The following is a 16,685-nucleotide window of genomic DNA, read 5'->3' as shown; positions in this document are numbered from 1 at the left end:
CCGCAATGTCAAAAGTTCTATCTTTTCAGACAAGAGACGAGCGGCATCAGGCGACTACAGCGCGGCCATCACTCTCTCAAGCCGCTGCCGCACATCGTGTGCGAGGGTGTCGATGCCGGGCGCCTCGACCAGTTTCAACACGGCGTCGGGGTCCATGAACTCGACATGTACCGCGCCGCTGCCGTCCTGCCGCACCAGCACATTGCAGGGCAGCAGCAGGCCGATCGACGGATCCATGCCGATCGCGCGGTCGGCCAGCGGAGGATTGCAGGCGCCGAGGATGCGATAGGGCGGGATGTCCTTGTTGATCTTCTTTTTCAATGCCGCAGCGACATCAATGTCGCTGAGTACGCCGAAGCCCTCGGCCTGGAGGGCCGCAGTCACGCGGCTAATTGCATCATCGAATGAAACGTTTACCGTTTTTCCGAATCCATATCCGTTCTTCATAGTCTGGCTCCAAGGCAATATCGAACATGCAACACAAACACCTCATTACGGTTCCCTGTAGTGCCAATCATCGCATTACTTGTTGCGTATATGCCTAAGTATTAATATATATTTGGCGTATATCAAACAAATATCGTCGATGTATCTTATAATGGCTTCGCTTTTACCACAGAGAACCCCTTGTCTCAAATGACCCAGGTCAAGATTTACTGAGCAAATCGGGCGACTCCGGTATCCGATTTCCCCACCATCCAACTTCAGAACCATGGACACTGCAACCATACTGCTGTCATCCTTCGTTTTGTCCATCACAGGACTATTCTTTTTCATCTGGTCGCTACGCAAGCGGCTGTTCGATGCCAATCCCGCAGCCGCCAAGGTGATCTTTTCCCCGGGCGAGATCGGGCGGGTCGAAGAGCCCGCTGCCGACGCCGCCCAGCGCGCCGGTTTGCAGGACGCGACCACGGAGCGCCCGGCAGCCCTCGACGCCGCGCAACAGGCCACGCTCTCGCAGGAACTGGCCGAGCGCATCGAGGCTGACAAGTCGACAGCGTTCGTGGCCTTCGTGTTCCTGGCATGCGCGGTCGTATGGCTGATCGTTGCATCCAGCGCCGGCCTGATCAGTTCGATCAAGCTGCACGAGCCCGACTGGCTGGTCAACCAGGCCTGGCTGACCTTCGGCCGCATCCGCACCATCCACCTCAACGCAGTGGCCTACGGCTGGGCGCCGATGGCCGCGCTCGGCATTGCCATCTGGATGCTGCCGCGCCTGCTGAAAACCCCGCTGATCGGCGGCCGCTTCGCGGTGCTCGGCGCCATGGTCTGGAATGCCGGCCTGATCGCCGGCCTCGGCTGCATCGCCGTCGGCCTGAACGACGGCATGGAATGGCTGGAAATTCCGTGGCAAGTCGACATCCTGCTGGTCATCGGCGGCCTGCTGGTGGCGCTGCCGCTGGTGTTCACGCTGCAGAACCGCCGCGTCGAGCATCTCTACGTGTCGATCTGGTACATGGGCGCCGCGCTGTTCTGGTTCCCCACCCTGTTCCTGATCGGTAACATCCCCGGTCTGCATTTCGGCGTGGAACAGGCGACCATGAACTGGTGGTTCGGCCATAACGTGCTCGGCCTGTTCTACACTCCGATGGCGCTGGCTTCGGTCTACTACTTCCTGCCGAAAATCATCGGCCGCCCGGTGCAGTCGTACAACCTGTCCCTGCTCGGCTTCTGGACGCTGGCCTTCTTCTACGGCCAGGTCGGCGGCCACCACCTGATCGGCGGCCCGGTGCCCGGCTGGCTCATCACCTTGTCCATCGTGCAAAGCGTGATGATGATCATCCCGGTGATCTCCTTCTCCGTGAACCAGCACCTCACCATGCGCGGCAGCTTCAAGACGCTGATCTACTCGCCGACGCTGCGCTTCATCGTCCTGGGCGGCATGATGTACACCGTCAGCTCCATCCAGGGTTCGCTGGAAGCGCTGCGCAGCGTGAACACCATCACCCACTTCACGCATTACACCGTGGCACATGCGCACCTCGGCCTGTATGGCTTCTTCTCGATGGTCATGTTCGGTGCCGTGTACTTCGTGATGCCGCGCGTGATGGCCTGGGAATGGCCGTATCCGAAACTGATCGCCACCCACTTCTGGCTGGTCGTGGCCGGCTTCTCGATCTATGTAGTCAGCCTGACCATCGGCGGCTGGCTGCAAGGCCTGGCCATGCTTGATGCGACCAAGCCCTTCATGGACTCGGTGAACGTCACCATCCCCTACCTGGAAGGCCGTTCCATCGGCGGCGCCGTCATGACGCTCGGCCACCTGGTCTTCGCCTTCCACTTCGTCGCAATGGCCCTGCGCTATGGCCCGCGCCGCATCGGCGCCGCCCTGCTGCACACCCCTGCTCCCGTTGTCTCCCTGCCGCGAGAATTCTCATGGAAAACGAACTGAAACTATTGACCGGCGCCATGGTGACGCTGGCACTTGCAACGTCGACCCTGGTTATCATGCCGTACCTGCAACTGTCCGACCTCAAGCCGCCGGCAGCCCTGAAGCCCTACACCTCCGCGCAGCTGCGCGGCCGCGAGCAGTACATCAAGAACGGCTGCCTCTACTGCCACTCGCAACAGCCGCGCGCCTCGACGCAGGCGCCGGATACGCAACGCGGCTGGGGACGCGCCTCGGTCGCGGCGGATTACTACTATGACAGCCCGCACCTGCTGGGCACCATGCGCACCGGCCCCGACCTGTTCAACATCGGGGCGCGGCAGCCGAGCGCCGACTGGCAGCTCGGCCACCTTTACCAGCCGCGCGCCTATACGCCGGGCAGCATCATGCCGTCCTATCCCTTCCTGTTCGAAGTGAAGGACAAGGCCGACAGCGGCGACCACGTGGTGAACCTGCCGCCGGGCGTCGCTCCGCCGGGCAAGGTCATCGTCGCCAAGCCGGAGGCGCTGGACCTGACGCAGTACCTGCTCGGACTCGACCACACCTACCCGGCGATCACCGCCGACGACGTCAAGAAATAATCACGGAGTTCAGACATGATCCAGGACATCAATCAAGCCGATGCGCAGTTGCGCGAGCACCCTGATCCGCATGAAAGCGGCACGCCGGTGCCGCGCACAGTGATCGCCGTGGTCAGCCTCGCGCTGCTATGGGCGGTCGGCTACATCTTCATGGCGCATCCAAGTGCCGACCCGTCGCTGGGCGACAGCCGCACCAGCAAGGAACTGATGGCGCAGGCAGGGGGCGGCGCTGGCGCTGTCGATGGCGCGCAGATCTTCGGCGCGCAATGCGCGGCCTGCCACCAGGCCAGCGGCAGCGGCGTGCCGGGCGTGTTCCCGCCGCTGGCGGGGTCGGAATGGGTGAACGGCAAGGATTCGCTGGCTGCGAACATCCTGCTGCATGGCATCTCGGGCAAGCTGACCGTCAAGGGTCAGGCCTACCAGGGCGCCATGCCAGCCTTCGGCGACAAGCTGAGCGACGCGCAGATCGCCGCCGTGCTGAGCCACGTGCGCACCCAGTTCGGCAACAGCGCGGGCAAGGTCGACGAAGCTGCCGTCAAGGCCGCGCGCGAGTCGACCAAGGGCCGCACCACGCCATGGACCGGAGACGATGAGCTCGCCAAGCTCAAATAAGGCGGGAATGCCGGCAAAGACCTTGCTGGCATTGCTGCTGGTCGCCACGCTGGCGCTTTTTGCCGCGTGGCGCGTCACCGACGGCTTCCGCGTCGTCACCACCGAAGACGCGCGGCGATTGGCGATCCACGAGCATCCCCGGCGGCTTCCGGCCAGCATGATCCAGTACGAAGACGGCACCACGCTGCCACTGGCGCAGGCGCTGCGCGAGGACGGGCGCGCGACCATCGCTGTCTTCTTCTACACCCGCTGCAACACGGTCTGCTCCGCAGTCGGGTCGGAGTTCCAGCAGCTGCAGGACACCATCCGCTCGCGCGGACTGCAGTCTCAGGTGCGCCTGCTGAGCATCAGCTTCGACCCTGCCGACGACCGCGGCGCGCTGGCCGCCTATGCAAAACACATGCACGCGTCGCCCGGCGCATGGCGCTTCGCGCGCGTGACCGACGCGCAGCACCGCAGCGAACTGCTCGATGCCTTCGGCATCACCGTGATACCGGCACCGCTCGGCGAATTCCAGCACAACGCAGCTTTCCACATCGTTACGCCCGACGGGCAATTGGCGCGCATTATCGACTACGACCAGCCCGATGTGGCGCTGGCGCATGCGCTCGCCATCGGGCGCGAATCCGCCGCCCGCCGCCATCCTCTGTCATGAAGCAACCGACGCGTCATCTTTCAGAAACAACAAGGGCATGCGGATGGGCCGCACTCGCAGCCCTGCTGCTGCTCACCGCCTTCCTGTTCCGGCAGCACCTCGAACTGACCATGGCGCGGCACATGCTCGTGCAGATCCCGATGCTGCTGGCCTCCGGTGCAGCATGGCATCGATGCCTCACGCACCTGCCACGCATGAAGGCGGTGCGGTGCTATGCGGCTTCGTGGGACGAATACGGCCTGGCTGGCCTGGCGATCTTCGTGCTGGTGACGGCTTACTGGATGATTCCCCGCGCGCTCGACAGCGCAGTCGCATCAGGCACCGTGGAACTCGCCAAGTTCGCAACGCTTTTCATCGCGGGGCTTCACCTGCCCGCGTCGCTGTCACGCGCCAACATCATCCTGCAGCTTTTCTTCCTCGGCAATTTCGCCTCGATGATGGCCATCGTCGGCATGCTCTACCAGGACACGTCGACGCGCCTGTGCAACTTCTACCTGATCGACGACCAGGTGGTGGCAGGCGTGGGGCTGGTGGTGCTTGCGATCGTAGTCCCCGCGCTATGGTGCGCGAGCCAGAAACAGGTGAGGGAGTTTTTCAAAGACGGGCAGACGGACGACGGCAAGCTCGCAGCTTCCCGTCCCGCCGAGGCAAACATCCGGTAGCATGCGCCGTGCGCAGGTTCGCGCACAGCACACACCGCCTTCCATCAGATCAGCTTCGAATACGTCGACGTCGTCGGCTGGGTCAGGTACTTGTCGAAGGCCATGCCAACAGCGCGCACAAACAACCTTCCCTTCGGCGTGATGCGCACCGCCGTGGGATCGATCGTGATCAGGCCGGCTTCCTCATACTGCCTGAGCGTCGCCATCTCGTTCGCAAAATAGCTCTCGAAATCAATGCCGTACTTGCGGTTGATTTCCTCGAACTCCAGCGGCGCGCTGCACATCAGCGTCATGATGATCTGGCGGCGCAGCAGATCGTCCTGGCTCAGCTCAAAGCCTTTCTCGACCGGCAGGCGTCCGGCATCGAGATGCTCGTAATAGGCCTTCACCGTGCGCACCGACTGGCTGTACGAACTGCCGACCTTGCCGATGGCCGACACGCCGAAGCCGATCAGATCGCATTCCGCACGCGTGGTGTAACCCTGGAAGTTGCGGTGCAGCGTCTTGTCCAGGCGCGCCTTGTTCAGCTCGTCGTCCGGCTTGGAGAAGTGGTCCAGGCCGATGTACACATAACCGGCCTCCAGCAGGCGGCGCGTGGACATCAGGAAAATCTGCAGGCGGTCCTCGGCCGAAGGCAGGTCCGATGCCACGATCAGGCGCTGCGCCTTGAATCGGTTCGGCAGATGCGCATAGTTGTACAGCGCGATGCGGTCCGGCGAAACCTGGATCAGGCTATCCAGCGTGCGCGAAAAGCTTTCCAGCGTCTGTTTCGGCAGGCCGTAGATCAGGTCGGCATTGATGGACTGGAAGCCTGAACGGCGGCCATCCTTCACGCACTTGTCCACCATTTCCAGCGGCTGGATGCGGTTGACCGCCTTCTGCACTTCCGGGTCGAAGTCCTGCACTCCGAAGCTGGTGCGGTTGAAACCAAGACCGGCCAGCATTTCCAGTGTGCCGTCGCGCACCGTGCGCGGATCGATTTCGATGCCGAGCTCGGCGTCCGGCGTGAACTCGAAGTGCTTGCGCACCATGTCCATCAGCTCGCGCAATTCGCCGGCATTGAAGAAGGTCGGCGTGCCGCCGCCCAGGTGCAGCTGCACTGTCTTGCGGTCCGACCCGATCTGCGACGCTACCAGCGCCATCTCCTTGTCGAGATAGCGCAGGTACTCGGCCACGCGCGCATGGTCCTGCGTGATGATCTTGTTGCAAGCGCAGAAATAGCAGAGCGATTCGCAGAACGGTAGGTGCAGATAGATCGACAAGGGCGGATTGGCACCGCCCCCGGCGCGCTGCTTCAGGTAGGTCTGGTAGGTCTGGTCGGTGAAGCCGGCATTGAAGCGGTCTGCGGTCGGGTAGGACGTATAGCGCGGGCCGAGCTTGTCGAAGCGGCGGATAAGCTCTTCGGAGAGCTCGATGTCTGGCAGGGATTGAGTCACGGGAATATCCAAAAGGTTATCTTGCGGCATATTTTGCCGCAAGTTGGCTGTCGTCGTACGACCTCATTTAACCCGGACAAGTTTCCTCGCGGTCAGACGGTGGCTGCATTGACCAGGATCAACTCCGGGTCATCCGCATGCTCGAGCAGGATGCGGCGTACCCGGTCCTGCCACAGTGCCGCGAATTGCTTGCCCTCCTCGGGCGTGGCAACGCCTTCCAGCAGCTTGCGCAGCAAGCCGCCGGCGCGCGGATCGCCCTCGACATGGTTCATATGCATGCCAAGCTGGACAGAGGCGCCGTTGTCGAGCCGCTCGAAGCTGACCTCGCCCTCGACCGCGCAGGAGAAATACATCAGGTCCTGGCGGCGGAACTTGCGCCCGATGCCCTTGAACCCGCCCGGCCCGGCCGCGCCGGTGATCAGGCTGACCACGCTGCCGATCACGCCCGTCACGCCTTCATCGGCCGGCAGGGCAAAGCGCACCTGCACCGCGCCGCGCTCGGGCGTCTCGTTCGGATACAGCAAGGACAGCGCCTTGCGGGTCATGAGATAGGCACCGGCCACGGTCGGGCAGGAATGCCCGGCTAGCCGCACCGCATCGACATAGCGGTACGTGATGATGCCGTCGCTGCAAGCGCCGAGGAACTCGGCGAGGCCGTCATGGACGGTGATGACAGGGGCCTGGTCGAAGAAGGCAGGATGGTTCATAGGGTGTTGTCTTGAAAAAATTAAGCGGACAGACAAAAGTTATTTAATACAACGCGAAAACACGCTCGTCTTCGCAGGCGGGCCATGGCTCTGTGCAGTACCCCTACCTCTCCCCGTCGTTCCCGCGAAGGCGGGAACCCATGCTGAGGTAATGAGAGTAAATGCAGTGACATATCAATCGCACTATGGATTCCCGCCTTCGTGGGAACGACGATTCCGCGCTCTTAAAGCAATCCGAGCTCGAGTTTCACTTCATCCGTCATGGAATCGATGCTCCACGGCGGTTCCCAGACCAGCTCCACGTGCACCGTTTTCACGCCTGGCACTTCGGCCACGCGTCCCTCGACCACACCCGGGAAAGTGCCTGCGACGGGGCATGCCGGCGCTGTCAGCGTCATCTCGATCTGCACGTTCCCTTCGGGGTCGATGTCGAGCACGTAAATCAGCCCGAGGTCAAAAATGTTGACGGAAATTTCCGGGTCATAGATCGTGCGCATCACGGCTATGATGTCTTCCCGCAATTCCTCTTCGTTCACGGCCGCTTCCTGCGCCACGTTTGCATTGTCCAGATCCATGGTTGCATCTCGCTTCGAATCAATAGTTACTCGGTGGTCACCGGCGCGGCGCGGTCTTTTAATGCCGCCTGCAGGGTATGCCAGGCCAGCGTCGCGCACTTCACCCGCGCCGGAAATTCACGCACGCCAGCCAGCACTTCCAGCTTGCCCAGGTCGGGCGCCGGTTCGGCATCGTCGTGCGTCACCAGGTGGTGGAATTCCTCGAACAGGTGCTCGGCCTCTTCCACCTTCTTGCCCTTCAAGGCATCGGTCATCAGCGACGCCGATGCGGTCGAGATCGCACAGCCGTTGCCTTCAAAGCTGACGTCCTGGATCACATCGCCTTCGAGGTGCAGGTAGACAGTCAACTTGTCGCCGCACAAGCGGTTGTGGCCGTGCGCAACATGATTGGCATCGGCCATCGCATGAAAATTGCGCGGCTTCTTGTAGTGGTCAAAGATCACTTCCTGGTAAAGGTCACGCAGATCGCTCATCGCTGAAACATCTCCTGTACCCTGGCAATTCCCGCCATCAATGCATCGACCTCGGCACGCGTGTTGTACAGCGAGAAGGAGGCACGCGCCGTGCCGGCCAGGCCGAAACGCTGCATGATCGGCATCGCGCAATGATGGCCGGCACGGATGGCAATGCCGTCATGGTCGAGGATGGTGCCGATATCATGCGGATGCACGCCTTCGAGCGTGAACGACAAAATGCTCGCCTTCTCACGCGCAGTACCGATGATCTTCAGGCCCTTGATGCCGTTCGCCAGCCCGGTCGCATATTCCAGCAGGTCATGCTCATGCGCCGCAATCGCGCCGATGCCGAGCGACGACACATAATCCAGCGCATGCCCAAGACCGATGGCACCGGCAATGTTCGGCGTGCCAGCCTCGAACTTGTACGGCAGGTCGTTATAGTGCGTCTCGCCAAAGGTGACCGAACTGATCATGTCGCCGCCGCCCTGGTAAGGCGGCATCGCATCCAGCCAGGCTTCCTTTCCGTACAACACGCCGATACCGGTCGGCGCATAAATCTTGTGGCCGGAGAATGCGTAGAAATCACAGTCGAGCGCTTTCACGTCCACGCCGAGGTGCGCGATGGCCTGCGCGCCATCCAGCAACACCGGCACCTGCTGCGCATGCGCCATCTTGATGATGCGTTTCACCGGCGTGATGCTGCCGAGTGCGTTTGACAGATGCGTAATCGCGACCAGTTTCGTCTTCGGCCCGATCAGGCGTCCCAGCATCTCGACGTCCACCTCGCCGGCTTCGTTCACCGGCGCCACGCGCAGCTCCGCGCCCGTCTGTCCGCAGACCATCTGCCATGGCACGATGTTGGAATGATGCTCCATCGCGCTAACGATGATGTTGTCTTCCGCGGTCAGGCGCGGCCGTCCGAAACTTTGCGCCACCAGGTTGATCGCTTCCGTCGTGCCGCGCACGAAGATGATTTCCTTCGTGTTCGCGGCATTGATGAAGCGCCGCACCTTCTCGCGCGCCTCTTCGTACTGGTCGGTGGCGCGCTGGCTCAACGTATGCACGCCGCGGTGCACGTTGGAATTGGTGTGGCGGTAGAACGCCGCTTCCGCCTCGATCACCGACACCGGCTTGTGCGTGGTGGCCGCGTTGTCAAGGTACACCAGCGGCTTGCCGTGCACCGTCTCGCGCAACACCGGAAAATCCTCGCGCCAGCGCGCGACTTCGCTGTGGACCTGACCCGGATTGCGCAGCACTTCCGTTTCCATTTTCATCACAGTTCTCCGATACGTTCTTCCTGTGGCAGGCGCGCCAGCAGAATCTGTTCAAGACGGGTGCGCAGCGATGCGACGCGGATGCGCTCGATCACGTCATGTGCGAACGCGTGCACCAGCAGGCTGCGCGCCACAGCCTCGTCGATACCGCGCGAGCGCAGATAGAACAGCTGCGCCTCGTCCAGCTGGCCGACCGTAGCGCCATGGTTGCACTTCACATCGTCGGCATAGATTTCCAGCTCCGGCTTGGTGTCCACTTCCGCATCGCGCGACAGCAGCAGGTTATGGTTGGCCTGGTAGGCATTGGTCTTCTGCGCGCCGGGCTGCACGATCACCTTGCCGTTGAACACCGCGTGCGACTGGCCTTCCAGCACGCCGCGATAATGTTCGCGGCTGGTGCCATTCGGCTGGCGATGGTCGATGCGCGTGTGGTGGTCCACATGCTGCGTGCCGCCGACGAGGTACAAGCCGTTGAGCGTGACTTCACAACCGTTTCCATCGAACGCTGTCGTGATGTCGTTGCGGGCCAGCGCCGCGCCGAACGAGATGGAATGCGATTCCAGCCGGCTGTCGCGCTGCTGTACCGCGTGGATTCCGGCCACGTGGAACGCTCCGGATCCCTCCTGCTGCAGCTTGTGATGCTCGATCGCCGCATTGCCCGCGGCGAAGATGCGCGTCACGACGTTGTTGAAATACGTCGCGCCGTCGATGCCGGCATAGTGCTCGATGACGGTCGCCTGCGCGCCCTCTTCGGCGACGATCACATTGCGCACATGGTTCGCAAATCCCGGTTCGGTCGAGAGGAACAGCAGGTGTACGGGTGCTTCCAGCACGGTTCCGCGCTTTAGGTGCAGGTAGGCGCCGTCCGCCATGAAAGCACCATTGAGTGCGCCAAATGCGGACTGCGGTTCCTCGCTCGCGAGATAGGGTTCCAGCGCTTCCGGCGCCGCTTCCAGCGCATCGGCAAGGCTGACTAGCCGCGCCCCATCAGGAAGCTTTCCGATTGCCGAGAGCCACGGCGCAAAGCGGCCGTTGTGGAATACCAGGACGTGGCCAATATCGCTGGCCAGCGCGAACCGGTCCATGAGCGGATTCGCGCCGGTGTGGGCGCGGCCATCCGGCTCGACGCGGAAGTTCATTTTTTCCAGTGCCGCCACGCTGGTGTATTTCCAGTCTTCGTCCTTGCGGGTCGGGAAACCGCGCTGCGCAAACTGGTCCAGCGCACTCTTCCGCACGCGTGCCAGCCAGGGCACTCCCGCGCCCGGCAACAGATCGACCACGCGTGCGAAGTCCGTCAGATAGTGGCTGCGAGCGTCGATGTTCATCGTGCCCCCGCCCGTACCGGTGTCTTCTTCACGGCTGTGGCTTCATCCAGCCAGCCGTAGCCGCGCTCTTCGAGTTCGAGCGCCAGTTCCTTGCCGCCGGTCCGCACGATGCGGCCCTTCGACAGCACGTGCACGAAATCCGGTACCACGTAGTCGAGCAGGCGCTGATAGTGCGTCACGAGGATCATTGAACGCTCCGGGCTGCGCAGGGCATTGATGCCCTTGGCCACGATCTGCAGCGCATCGATGTCGAGGCCGGAGTCGGTTTCGTCGAGGATCGCCAGCTTCGGCTCCAGCAGTGCCATCTGCAGCACTTCATTGCGCTTCTTCTCGCCGCCGGAAAAGCCTTCGTTGACCGAGCGATAGAGCAGCTCTTCCCGCATTTCCATCTGCTTCATCTTTTCCTTGATGAGCTTGAGGAATTCCATCGCATCGAGTTCCGGCAGACCGCGATGCTTGCGCACATTGTTGACGGCCGCCTTCAGCAAGTGGACGTTGCTCACGCCAGGGATCTCGACCGGATACTGGAAGGCCAGGAAGATACCTTCGCGGGCCCGTTCCTCCGGCGCCAGCGGAAGCAGGTCGCGCCCCTGGAACAGCACTTCGCCACCGGTGACTTCATAGTTCTCGCGTCCGGCCAGCACCTGCGCCAGCGTGCTCTTGCCCGAGCCGTTCGGCCCCATGATCGCGTGCACCTCGCCCGGATTCACGGTCAGGTTGAGGCCGCGCAGGATCGGATTCTTGTCGACGGTTGCTTGCAGATTCGTAATTTTCAACATGTTTGTCATTCCCTTCTTAACCCACGCTGCCTTCCAGGCTCACGCTCAACAGTTTTTGCGCCTCCACCGCGAATTCCATCGGCAGTTCCTTGAACACTTCCTTGCAGAAGCCGTTCACGATCATCGACACCGCATCTTCCGCCGACAGCCCGCGCTGGCGGCAGTAGAAGAGCTGGTCTTCGCCGATGCGCGACGTAGTGGCTTCATGTTCGACACGCGCTGTCGGATTGCGCACCTCGATGTACGGGAAGGTATGCGCGCCGCACAGGTCGCCCAGCAGCAGCGAATCGCACTGCGTATGGTTGCGCGCATCCTCGGCATTCTTCATGACCTTCACCAGTCCGCGATAAGCGTTCTGTCCACGGCCAGCCGAGATGCCCTTCGACACGATGGTGCTGCGCGTATTGCGCCCGAGATGGATCATCTTGGTGCCGGTATCGGCCTGCTGGTAGTTGTTCGTCAGTGCCACCGAGTAGAACTCACCGGTCGAGTTGTCGCCGCGCAGCAGCACGCTCGGATACTTCCAGGTGATGGCCGAACCGGTCTCCACCTGCGTCCACGAGATGCGCGAGTTCGCGCCGCGGCAGTCGCCGCGCTTGGTCACGAAGTTGTAGATGCCGCCCAGCCCGTTCTTGTCGCCCGGGTACCAGTTCTGCACCGTCGAATACTTGATCTGCGCATTGTCCATGGCAACCAGTTCCACCACGGCCGCATGCAACTGGTTCTCGTCGCGCATCGGCGCGGTGCAGCCCTCGAGATAGCTGACATAGGCGCCCTCGTCGGCAATGATCAGCGTGCGCTCGAACTGGCCGGTGTCCTTCGCATTGATGCGGAAGTAGGTTGACAGCTCCATCGGGCAGCGCACGCCCGGCGGGATGTAGCAGAAGGAGCCATCGGAGAACACCGCGGAGTTGAGCGCGGCAAAGAAGTTGTCCGATGACGGCACGACGGAACCGAGGTATTTCTGCACCAGCTCGGGATGCTCCTGCACCGCTTCGGAGAAGGAGCAGAAGATAATGCCGAGTTCCGCCAGCTTGTCCTTGTAGGTCGTGCCGACCGAAACGCTGTCGAACACCGCGTCCACCGCGACGCCGGCAAGGCGCTCGCGCTCATGCAGCGGCACGCCGAGCTTTTCATAAGTGCGCAGCAATTCGGGATCGACTTCATCGAGGCTCTTCGGCCGGTCCTTGAGCGACTTCGGCGCGGAGTAATAGATGATGTCCTGATAGTCGATCGGCGGATATTTCGCCATCTGCCAGTTCGGTTCAGTCATCGTCAGCCAGTGGCGAAAGGCCTTCAGGCGCCACTCCAGCATGAACGGCGGCTCGTTCTTGCGCGCCGAGATCATGCGGATCGTTTCTTCCGTCAAGCCGCGCGGAACGGTATCCGTTTCCAGCTCGGTGACGAAACCATGCCGGTATTCGCCACCGATCATTTCGTCAAGTGCGGTGATTGTTTCAGCCATGATGTTCCTTATCCTCTGTTCGTTCCGGCGTTGACCGCCTTCATTTGCCGCTTCAAGGTGATCGCGCTTGCATCGACCGGCTGAATCACCGGTTGCACCATCTGGTCCAGCGTCATCTCCTGCAGCACGCCCAGCACCGCGCGATTGACGCGCTGCCAGTTCACGCGAATCGCGCATGCCGTTTCCTGCACGCACAGCCCCGGCGTTACGCTGCATTCCGTCATGCCAATCGGGCCATCCATGGCGTCGATGATGTCGGCCATCGAAATCTTTCCTGGCGGACGCGACAGCAGATAGCCCCCCTTCGCGCCCCGCAGTGATGTCACCAGCCCGCTGCGCGCCAGCATTTTCAAGATCTTGCTGACGGTCGGGGCCGGCACATGAATCGCTGCTGCGATCTCCGCCGAACTCCGGCTGCGGTCAGGCTCATTGACCATGGCGGTCAGTACCACAGTTCCGTAATCGGCCATCTTGCTTAGTCTCAACATGGTCTTGCACCTAGCGCTTAATCAGTACCAAGTTAGTCCTATAAAACCGGTTTAAAAATCCCAGGAAATGCAGCTTGCCCGGGATTTTTTTACGGAAAAGCGAGTACCGCCGTGTTCCGAAAGAAAGGCGTTGCCGCGCTTGCCGGTATCAGCTACCGCAGCTTCCGCAGCACATCCCCTCTTCTCCGTGTGCAACCTTCTTCAGGCTGACACCCGCTTGCGTCAATGTGGTGCGCAGTTCCTGGAGCGAGGTCACATCGTCATCAAAGTCGATGTTGATCTTCGCGTCCGCCGTGGCAATCGCCACCTTGCTCACACCCTTTACGGCATTCAGCACGCGTGCAACGGTCATCGCGCCAGCTTCGTCCAGCGCACCCGACAGTGACAAAGTTTCAGATTTCATTTGCTTTCCTCAGGTTCGTCGATAACAAGTCCAATACTTGTATAGCGACACTGTACCATAAGATTCATTTTGAATGTATCTTTAACGGCGAAATTTTTCTGAAATGCGCGTTCAAAAACAAAAGGGGTTACGCCGAAACGTAACCCCTTGATTTTACTGGTGGGCCTCCCGTGAGTCGAACACGGCACCAACGGATTATGAGTCCGCTGCTCTAACCAAGCATGAGCTAGAGGCCCCGATAACTCTTAAAGGACTTGGGCGGTGTTACCCGCCCAAGAACATTTCCGATATGTTAATCGATTAGCTGCCTTCGAGGAAGCTCTTGAGCTTGTCAGAGCGAGACGGGTGGCGCAGCTTGCGCAGCGCTTTGGCCTCTATTTGACGAATGCGCTCGCGGGTGACATCGAACTGCTTGCCGACTTCTTCGAGCGTGTGGTCGGTCGACATCTCGATGCCGAATCGCATGCGCAGCACCTTGGCTTCACGCGGCGTCAGCGAATCGAGCACGTCCTTGACCACGCCGCGCATGGATGCATGCAGGGCAGCATCGGCCGGTGCCAGCGTGTTGTTGTCTTCGATGAAATCGCCAAGATGGGAATCGTCGTCGTCGCCGATCGGCGTTTCCATGGAGATCGGTTCCTTCGCGATCTTCATGATCTTGCGGATCTTGTCTTCCGGCATTTCCATCTTGATAGCCAGCGTGGCCGGATCCGGTTCGGCACCGGTTTCCTGCAGGATCTGGCGCGAGATGCGGTTCATCTTGTTGATCGTTTCGATCATGTGCACCGGGATGCGGATCGTGCGCGCCTGGTCCGCAATCGAGCGGGTAATGGCCTGGCGAATCCACCACGTTGCATAGGTCGAGAACTTGTAGCCGCGACGGTATTCGAACTTGTCCACCGCCTTCATCAGGCCGATGTTGCCTTCCTGGATCAGGTCGAGGAACTGCAGGCCGCGGTTCGTATATTTCTTGGCGATCGAAATCACCAGGCGCAGGTTGGCTTCGGTCATTTCGCGCTTGGCCTTGCGCGCCTTCATTTCGCCCGCGGCCATCTTCTTGTTGATGTTGCGCAGGTCAGGCAGCGGCAGCACGACGCGCGCCTGCAGGTCGATCAGCTTCTGCTGCAGTTCCTTGATGGCGGGCGCGTTGCGGCCGAGGATGCCGCTATACGATTCGTTGGCGGCGATTTCCGCATCGACCCAGTCGAGATTGGTTTCGTTGCCCGGGAAGACCTTGATGAAGTGGGCGCGCGGCATGCCGCACTTGTTGACCGCAACTTCAAGGATCTGCTTTTCGATATGACGCACTTCGTCGACCTGCCCGCGCAGGGTGTCGCACAGCTTCTCGACGAACTTGGCGGTGAAACGAATGCCGAGCAGTTCGTTGGAGATGGTTTCCTGTGCCTTCACGTAGGGTTTGGAGTTGTAGCCTTCCTTCTCGTAGGACTTGCGCATCTTCTCGAACTGCGACGAGATTTCGTCGAACTTTGCCAGCGAATCGCGCTTGAGCTGTTCCAGCTGCTCTGCAGAGAAGCCAGCAGCAGCACCACCACTGTTAGTTTCTTCTTCCTCTTCCTCTTCTTCCTCCTCTTCCTCGTCCTCTTCTTCGTCGTCATCGGAAGCGGAAACAGGAGCGGGAGCGACATCGTCGCCTGCGTTCGGGTCAACCAGTCCGTCGACGATTTCGTCGACCTTCGCTTCATCCTTGGCGATGCGGTCGGCGGAGGCTAGGATTTCTGCGATCGTGGTCGGGCAGGCCGAGATTGCCTGGATCATGTCCTTCAGGCCTTCTTCGATACGCTTGGCGATTTCGATTTCACCTTCACGCGTCAGCAGTTCGACCGAGCCCATTTCACGCATGTACATGCGCACCGGATCGGTGGTGCGGCCGAAATCGGAATCAACGGTCGACAGCGCCGCTTCGGCGGCAGCTTCAGCATCCTCGTCGGTGGCGACGGAGGCGACGCTATCCGACAGCAGCAGCGTTTCGGCATCGGGCGCCTGTTCGTAGACGGCGATACCCATGTCGTTGAACGTGCCGATGATGCCTTCGATGGCTTCCGGATCGACGATGTTTTCCGGCAGATGGTCGTTGATTTCGGAATACGTGAGGAAGCCGCGGTCCTTGCCGAGCTTGATCAGTGTCTTGAGCTTCTGGCGGCGCTGCTCGAGTTCTTCCTCGCTGGCCTCGGTATCGGAAGAGAATGCGTCCTTCAGAAGAGCCTTTTCCTTGGCCTTGCGATCCTTTGCTTTTGCCTTGTCGGCTGCCTTGAGTTCCGCGCGTTCGACGGCATTGAGTGCGGCGACTTCATCGTTCTCCGGCTGGAAATCCTTGGGCTTGCGGCCGCGGCGACCCGGCACTTTCACGGTCGGCAACACGTAGCCGGACGTGTCGATGGCCGCCAATGCTGCTGCATCGGTCGTCTGGCTGACCGCCATGACTTTGCTTTCGGACTTGGGCTCGGCTTTCGCCGCCACTTTCGTGGGCTTGCTCGCGGTCTTCGAATCAGGTTTCTTGGTCGTCACAGGTGCTTTCAATTTCTCGGGAGCGGCCGGCTTTGCAGCAGCTCGGGATGAAGTTTTCGCCTTCGGCGCAGCTGCCGCGGAAGCGATCTTGGATGCCGCCTTGGCAACGGTCTTCGTCGTGGCTTTGTTCGAGGTTTTCGCCTTGCTTGCGGGCTTGGCGGCAGCGGTCTTCTTCACGGCAGGCTTTGCCATCGACTTGGCCGAGGCCATTTTAGTTGCAGCCGATTTCGCTTTTTTTGCGGTAACAGTCGTTTTCGCGGGTTTTTTCATTGCGTTTGCCATGGAATCAATACCAACTGGTTTGCTCTCGTGCGCCGAGTGAATTGCGCTTGGTGGAGCCGATGAATCTG

At 61.0% G+C, this 16,685-nt stretch carries 18 protein-coding genes and 1 tRNA gene; 6 read left to right on the top strand and 13 right to left on the bottom strand.

Translation table 11 applies throughout. The annotated features are described in order from the left end of the window. Positions 1-54 precede the first annotated feature (54 nt). Entirely contained in the window at positions 55-384 is a 330-nt protein-coding gene (locus VJ698_RS02255) for a DUF302 domain-containing protein (RefSeq protein ID WP_324101034.1), read from the bottom strand. A 328-nt stretch (positions 385-712) separates the two neighbouring features. Here VJ698_RS02255 and VJ698_RS02250 point away from each other — a divergent pair, with 328 nt between their 5' ends. The 5 genes from VJ698_RS02250 to VJ698_RS02230 are packed head-to-tail and all read left to right on the top strand — an operon-like array spanning position 713 to position 4,899. Beyond that, positions 713-2,392, top strand: coding sequence for a cbb3-type cytochrome c oxidase subunit I (locus VJ698_RS02250; RefSeq protein ID WP_324101033.1), 1,680 nt, complete (start codon positions 713-715; stop codon positions 2,390-2,392). Next, positions 2,377-2,970: a cbb3-type cytochrome c oxidase subunit II gene (locus VJ698_RS02245; protein WP_324101032.1), complete on the top strand. Its 594-nt coding sequence runs from the start codon at positions 2,377-2,379 to the stop codon at positions 2,968-2,970. The genes VJ698_RS02250 and VJ698_RS02245 overlap by 16 nt, the downstream gene beginning before the upstream one ends. Positions 2,971-2,985: 15 nt before the next feature. Further along, a complete protein-coding gene (locus tag VJ698_RS02240) occupies positions 2,986-3,582 on the top strand; it encodes a cytochrome c (RefSeq protein ID WP_324101031.1) in 597 nt (198 codons plus the stop codon). Positions 3,583-3,589: 7 nt separating this feature from the next. Next, complete coding sequence (locus VJ698_RS02235) at positions 3,590-4,237, top strand: SCO family protein (RefSeq protein ID WP_324101030.1); 648 nt, start codon at positions 3,590-3,592, stop codon at positions 4,235-4,237. Further along, the gene (locus VJ698_RS02230) at positions 4,234-4,899 is read left to right on the top strand and encodes a hypothetical protein (protein WP_324101029.1); all 666 of its coding nucleotides are present in this window, start codon (positions 4,234-4,236) and stop codon (positions 4,897-4,899) included. The genes VJ698_RS02235 and VJ698_RS02230 overlap by 4 nt, the downstream gene beginning before the upstream one ends. A gap of 44 nt (positions 4,900-4,943) precedes the next feature. Here the strand turns inward: VJ698_RS02230 and hemN are convergent, their stop codons facing one another. The 12 genes from hemN to rpoD all read right to left on the bottom strand — a co-directional run bounded on the left by hemN (position 4,944) and on the right by rpoD (position 16,248). Then, a complete protein-coding gene (gene hemN, locus VJ698_RS02225) occupies positions 4,944-6,365 on the bottom strand; it encodes an oxygen-independent coproporphyrinogen III oxidase (RefSeq protein ID WP_324101028.1) in 1,422 nt (473 codons plus the stop codon). Positions 6,366-6,427: 62 nt separating this feature from the next. Continuing rightward, complete coding sequence (locus VJ698_RS02220) at positions 6,428-7,042, bottom strand: hypothetical protein (protein WP_324101027.1); 615 nt, start codon at positions 7,040-7,042, stop codon at positions 6,428-6,430. Positions 7,043-7,266: 224 nt separating this feature from the next. Next, positions 7,267-7,617 (bottom strand): iron-sulfur cluster assembly protein, encoded by a 351-nt coding sequence (locus VJ698_RS02215; RefSeq protein WP_324101026.1) that lies wholly within the window; start codon positions 7,615-7,617, stop codon positions 7,267-7,269. 26 nt (positions 7,618-7,643) lie between these two features. Beyond that, positions 7,644-8,090: a Fe-S cluster assembly sulfur transfer protein SufU gene (gene sufU, locus VJ698_RS02210; protein ID WP_324101025.1), complete on the bottom strand. Its 447-nt coding sequence runs from the start codon at positions 8,088-8,090 to the stop codon at positions 7,644-7,646. Next, entirely contained in the window at positions 8,087-9,349 is a 1,263-nt protein-coding gene (locus VJ698_RS02205; RefSeq protein ID WP_324101024.1) for a cysteine desulfurase, read from the bottom strand. The genes sufU and VJ698_RS02205 overlap by 4 nt, the downstream gene beginning before the upstream one ends. Next, positions 9,349-10,674 (bottom strand): Fe-S cluster assembly protein SufD, encoded by a 1,326-nt coding sequence (gene sufD / locus VJ698_RS02200; protein ID WP_324101023.1) that lies wholly within the window; start codon positions 10,672-10,674, stop codon positions 9,349-9,351. Before sufD ends, VJ698_RS02205 begins: the two co-directional genes overlap by 1 nt. Further along, positions 10,671-11,453, bottom strand: a complete 783-nt coding sequence (sufC, locus tag VJ698_RS02195) for a Fe-S cluster assembly ATPase SufC (RefSeq protein WP_324101022.1) — start codon at positions 11,451-11,453, stop codon at positions 10,671-10,673. The genes sufD and sufC overlap by 4 nt, the downstream gene beginning before the upstream one ends. A 16-nt stretch (positions 11,454-11,469) precedes the next feature. Continuing rightward, positions 11,470-12,918 (bottom strand): Fe-S cluster assembly protein SufB, encoded by a 1,449-nt coding sequence (gene sufB, locus VJ698_RS02190; protein WP_324101021.1) that lies wholly within the window; start codon positions 12,916-12,918, stop codon positions 11,470-11,472. An 8-nt stretch (positions 12,919-12,926) separates the two neighbouring features. After that, positions 12,927-13,406 carry an SUF system Fe-S cluster assembly regulator gene (locus VJ698_RS02185; RefSeq protein WP_324101020.1) on the bottom strand — a complete coding sequence of 160 codons (480 nt, stop codon included), beginning with the start codon at positions 13,404-13,406 and terminating at the stop codon, positions 12,927-12,929. A 148-nt stretch (positions 13,407-13,554) separates the two neighbouring features. After that, positions 13,555-13,809 (bottom strand): hypothetical protein, encoded by a 255-nt coding sequence (locus VJ698_RS02180; RefSeq protein WP_324101019.1) that lies wholly within the window; start codon positions 13,807-13,809, stop codon positions 13,555-13,557. A gap of 157 nt (positions 13,810-13,966) precedes the next feature. Beyond that, positions 13,967-14,045, bottom strand: a tRNA-Ile gene (locus tag VJ698_RS02175). A 64-nt stretch (positions 14,046-14,109) separates the two neighbouring features. Continuing rightward, positions 14,110-16,248: an RNA polymerase sigma factor RpoD gene (gene rpoD, locus VJ698_RS02170; RefSeq protein ID WP_414691087.1), complete on the bottom strand. Its 2,139-nt coding sequence runs from the start codon at positions 16,246-16,248 to the stop codon at positions 14,110-14,112. Here rpoD and VJ698_RS24575 point away from each other — a divergent pair. Next, positions 16,205-16,657, top strand: a complete 453-nt coding sequence (locus VJ698_RS24575) for a hypothetical protein (protein ID WP_414691086.1) — start codon at positions 16,205-16,207, stop codon at positions 16,655-16,657. The genes rpoD and VJ698_RS24575 overlap by 44 nt on opposite strands. The last annotated feature ends 28 nt before the right edge of the window (positions 16,658-16,685 follow it).

Origin of the sequence: Noviherbaspirillum sp., from assembly GCF_035254685.1 — a bacterium.
Lineage (GTDB): Bacteria > Pseudomonadota > Gammaproteobacteria > Burkholderiales > Burkholderiaceae_D > Noviherbaspirillum.
This window is presented reverse-complemented; position numbering and strand designations above follow the sequence as displayed.